Genomic DNA, 4,298 nt, shown 5'->3' on the forward strand with positions numbered 1-4,298 from the left:
GGTTGGACAATCTTATAGCTACCGCCCGAAGCAACAAGGTTGCCGTGTGTCTGGGATTTCAGGATTTCAGCCAGCTGGTGCGCGACTACGGTGATAAGGAGGCGAAAGTGGTGATGAATACGGTCGGTAACATTTTCTCCGGGCAGGTGGTAGGTGAAACGGCAAAGACACTATCGGAACGATTCGGTAAGGTGTTGCAGAAACGGCAGTCTATCTCCATCAACCGGCAGGATGTTTCCACCTCCATTAACACGCAGATGGACGCGCTTATCCCGCCCAGCAAGATTTCCGGTTTGACGCAGGGAATGTTTGTCGGTTCGGTGTCCGACAACTTCAACGAGCGTATCGAACAGAAGATTTTCCACTGCGAGATTGTGGTGGATGCCGATAAGGTAAAACGGGAGGAAAGTGCCTACAAGAAAATCCCCGTTATTACCGATTTCACTGACGCAGACGGCAACGACCGCATGAAGGAAACGGTGCAGGCAAATTACCGGCGCATCAAGGAGGAGGTGAAGCAGATTGTTCAGGAGGAATTGGAGCGCATCGCGGGCGATGACAACCTGAAGCATCTGTTGCAGCAGAAGTAACCTATTAAAATAAGGGAGGATAGCTAAAATCCTCCCTTATTTTAATATTCCTCCAAAAGTTTATTTTGACGTAAATCTTCAATGTAACATGCTAAGTTACTTGAAACTTTATTAAATACTTTATCAAGATATGGGATGATATTTTCCAAATTCAATTCCAACTCTAACGGGAAACTATGATATTGATGTAAAAACCTTGTGATGTCATTTCTTTCTGAAACAGATAAAAGCAAAAATGGATTACTGTTTTTATAATATACCATTGCTGAAAGATGAATAAAAGCGCATCCTAATTTATAAACAAAAAAAGGCCAGCCATAAAATTTATCAGCTAAATCCACCATTTGTTTATCGGTCACGACTTTCTTTGTATTGGGATAAGACCATTTTATTCCCTCCAAAGTTTGGTTTATAAAATGCTCTCTAAGGTTTAAGTCGCTAATTGACAACAAAAACATAACTCTTACCATAGAATCTAATTCTTGACGCAGAATAGATATTACCTGCCCATATAATTGTTGTTGCAACAAAATATTTATAGCGCAAGAATGTTCTCCTGACCTTTGAGTAACTATATCGCAAAATAAATTAATATTATTTGTTTTCATTGTTGAGTGATTTCGCTTATAAGATATAGGATTTACTATTGGTTGCCACATATATCTGATGCGGCATTTCTTTTTCGTTGTATATTATTGTATGGTTGTCGCACAAGGTCATTCCCAGCCTTTCAACCACACGGATGGATGCCACGTTTTCCGGTCGGATACTGCAACAGACAGTTTTCAGTTCCAGCTCTCCAAAGGCGTATTCCAAACACGCGCGGGCGGCTTCCGTACCGTAACCGTTATGCCAGTATGTGTTATCGAGTATATAGCCAAGCTCGACAGTCTCGTTCCCGTTTAGGGTACTATTCATCAGACCGGCTTGTCCTATCAATGCGCCGCTTTCTTTCAGTATGACGGCAAAATATCCGAACCCGTCCTTGCGGTATCGGATGAGTTGCCTGTTTATCCATTTGCGCACGTCCTTTTTGGTAAAGCCGTGTTCCCAAGCGTACATGACTTCCGGCTTTCCCATTATGGCAAGGAGTGCGTCCATATCCTTACGGGTTATCCTGCGGATAAGCAGCCGTTCCGTTTCCATGACGACCAGCGATGCGGAATAGGTCTTTATCTCAAATCCGTCCTCTTTCCATTCCTTCACAAGCCTGTTGATCGTTTCTTCCACCAGACTGTCATAAGCGGCATCGGGAATAACCTTTATAAAAAAGGTGTCACGGGTTTCTTTCATGACCCATTCGTTGATGTCTTTCAGTTCCTTGCCTTCGGGAATGTAATTCTTGTGTATCATGAACTCGTTGATGTTGTCCGCCAACAATTCTTCCAACTGATAACGGATGTCATCCTCCAGTTCGGCAAATGGTATGGTTTCCTCTTCATAGATGCCTTCTATTAAAACATCATCCTCTTCCATATCCTCGTCCGGTGTCTGATTGCCCCGTTTCATGTCCAACATATCCTGCGCGAACTGCCCGGATTCCTTGTCCTTGTACTTCTTGGCATATTTTTCCAGCAGTTCCCAGTCCTGACGGCTCATCGGGCATTTGAAAACGGCTCGTTCCACCTCGTTACAGCGCACCATGTCCGCCTTCACATCATCGGGAAGCGACCGGCATTCCTTGCAGATATGCCGCGAGTGTCCTTTGCCGCTGAATTGCTCGTTGGCTTTGTACTCGCTACAAATCCGACAGTAATGCCCCTGTTGTTTCTTCTTTTTCGCCACCATACCCCGTTATTATATCAACAGTTCTTTTCCTTTATCGGTAAGACGATATTTCTGCCGGGGATGTTTCGGATTTTCCGGGTAAATAGGCTCTACCAAATTCTGCCTTATGGCTGGATACAGATATAGTTCTAAAAAATTACTTTTGTCCTTTAATCCTATCACACACATAATCTCTTTGGTTGAAAGTGTCTGTGTGCCGATTGCAGACAACACCTTTTCCACCTGTGGGGTAACTGTGGGGTGACTGTGGGGTAACTGTCGGGTAATTGTCGGGTCGTGCCCCACAGTTTTTCGGGTATAGCGGAAAATAACCCATACACTATTTCCATCTGTATGAAACTCCGGATCGGGAATGCCGACACGCCGGCATTCGCTTATCATAAGCCCGATGCCTCGTCCCCAGCTTTCCAGAACCTCGCTTTTATACAGAACATTCGCAATAATCAGGTTTTGAGGTTCTGAATTATGCCCGCTCAATAACTTTTCCATTGTTATATCCGGCGGAAAAGTTCCACTGTTCTCAATCTCCACACGGTCATCATAGATGGCAATTCCTACCGAACTGCCGGGACGGTGGTATGAGCGGTGGCAAAGGGCATTTGTGCAGCATTCCCTCAATGCCTTGTAAGGAATCTCAAGCTCTTCCTCCCGATACAAGCCTTCAACTTTGCCCGAAAGGGAAAGATGCTTGAAAAAGAACGACATTGCAGTGTCCAGCAGTGTGTAGATATTGCCAGTGGTACGCTGATTGTCTATAAACTCGTCTTTTGTAGTTCCTTTGAAACGCGCCAACCGAAGCAGGCACTGGGGATAGAAGTAAAAATCACGACCGAACAAGACTGCGGAAGCATTATTCAGTTTTCCGTCATGTAACAGGTTGAATTTTTCGAGTATGGTCGGCAAATCCTCCCTTATGGTGGCTTCGGGTAGGCGACCGCACCGGATGCCTCCACGTACCGCTCCCATAATGGCATGTTCATCAAGGTCAGTAACTTTGATGTCGGGATTCGTCATCGCCTCCCAAGCGTATTTCCCACCTCGCTGCATAAGCAGTTGGTTATATACGTCTTGCGGCATGGAGGATGTCACGCTCTCCAATCGAAGATAAGCCCGTCCCTTATAGGAGAACGGACGCATATAACGTTGGCTGTCCGCAGACAAGGCTATCACACTCTTGTCTGTATTTTGGATACTGATATACGAAACTTCGAGTGTGGCAAATGGTTCAAAACGCCGGATGGCTTCCGCAATATCACGCTTCGTCTTGTCGCTCACTTCCTGCCCGATGATCTTTCCTTTGTCGGTCACACCGAACAACACCGTGCCACCTTCGCTGTTAAGGAAAGCGCAGAGCGTTTCCATGCCGCGCTCCAACTGCCCGGTGGTTTCCTTGAACTCCACCTGCCCGTTTTCCTTTTCGGCTATCAGTTGTTTTACTATATCGAGGTTGTCTATGTTCATATTCAATTCGTAACAATTGTACAAAGATAGCGTTTTTCGCTGAAATTCGGGGCAATAGCGCGCCGAAAACGCCCTTTTTCGTATAGATTTTACTCAAACGGGAGAACAGCATGATACCATTCTCCCGCTTATACCTGATTTTATCTTCTCATACGTTCCAGCTCTTCATCGCGCAGCATTCTCTCGTTCAGTTTCTCCTGCATCTTGTCGAGGAAATAGGTACGGCTTTCGTTTTTCCGACGTTTGATGTCGGTATAGAAGCGGTAGCAATCCTTCGACTCAATACCGAATATCTTGTAGAGAATCGGGGCGAGCTGTTTTAGCGGCATATTGCCGTTGTTGATACAGCCCATCTCGTCTATGCCGTAGATAAGTTCCACGAGGTCGATGGCGTTGCCCGTCCAAAGAAGGCTGGCGGTGGTTTCTGTTGCGTTGTTGGCGGATATTAGTGGTGGCACT

Annotated in this window: 5 protein-coding genes; 1 reads left to right on the forward strand and 4 read right to left on the reverse strand. The window is 45.6% G+C overall.

Annotated features, from left to right (window positions below; all coding sequences use genetic code 11):
* Window positions 1-590 (forward strand): TraM recognition domain-containing protein (locus tag RDN93_RS21715; RefSeq protein ID WP_308747398.1); only part of this gene is annotated, 590 nt, incomplete at its 5' end.
* A gap of 41 nt (window positions 591-631) precedes the next feature.
* Here RDN93_RS21715 and RDN93_RS21720 read toward each other — a convergent pair.
* From RDN93_RS21720 to RDN93_RS21735, 4 genes are all read right to left on the reverse strand, one after another.
* On the reverse strand, window positions 632-1,198 hold the full coding sequence (locus RDN93_RS21720; protein ID WP_002560991.1) for a hypothetical protein: 567 nt from the start codon (window positions 1,196-1,198) through the stop codon (window positions 632-634).
* Window positions 1,199-1,214: 16 nt separating this feature from the next.
* Window positions 1,215-2,378, reverse strand: a complete 1,164-nt coding sequence (locus tag RDN93_RS21725) for a GNAT family N-acetyltransferase (RefSeq protein ID WP_002560992.1) — start codon at window positions 2,376-2,378, stop codon at window positions 1,215-1,217.
* A 9-nt stretch (window positions 2,379-2,387) separates the two neighbouring features.
* Window positions 2,388-3,839, reverse strand: a complete 1,452-nt coding sequence (locus RDN93_RS21730; protein WP_002560993.1) for an ATP-binding protein — start codon at window positions 3,837-3,839, stop codon at window positions 2,388-2,390.
* Between the two features lie 140 nt (window positions 3,840-3,979).
* Window positions 3,980-4,298 (reverse strand): RteC domain-containing protein (locus RDN93_RS21735; protein ID WP_285828183.1); only part of this gene is annotated, 319 nt, incomplete at its 5' end.

The sequence above is a fragment of the uncultured Bacteroides sp. genome, assembly GCF_902491285.1.
Classification (GTDB): domain Bacteria; phylum Bacteroidota; class Bacteroidia; order Bacteroidales; family Bacteroidaceae; genus Bacteroides.

Bases quoted from the DNA above. Each gene is read 5' to 3' on its own strand.
- RDN93_RS21720 (WP_002560991.1), bottom strand. From the start codon at position 1,198: ATGAAAACAAATAATATTAATTTATTTTGCGATATAGTTACTCAAAGG.
- RDN93_RS21725 (WP_002560992.1), bottom strand. From the start codon at position 2,378: ATGGTGGCGAAAAAGAAGAAACAACAGGGGCATTACTGTCGGATTTGT.
- RDN93_RS21730 (WP_002560993.1), bottom strand. From the start codon at position 3,839: ATGAACATAGACAACCTCGATATAGTAAAACAACTGATAGCCGAAAAG.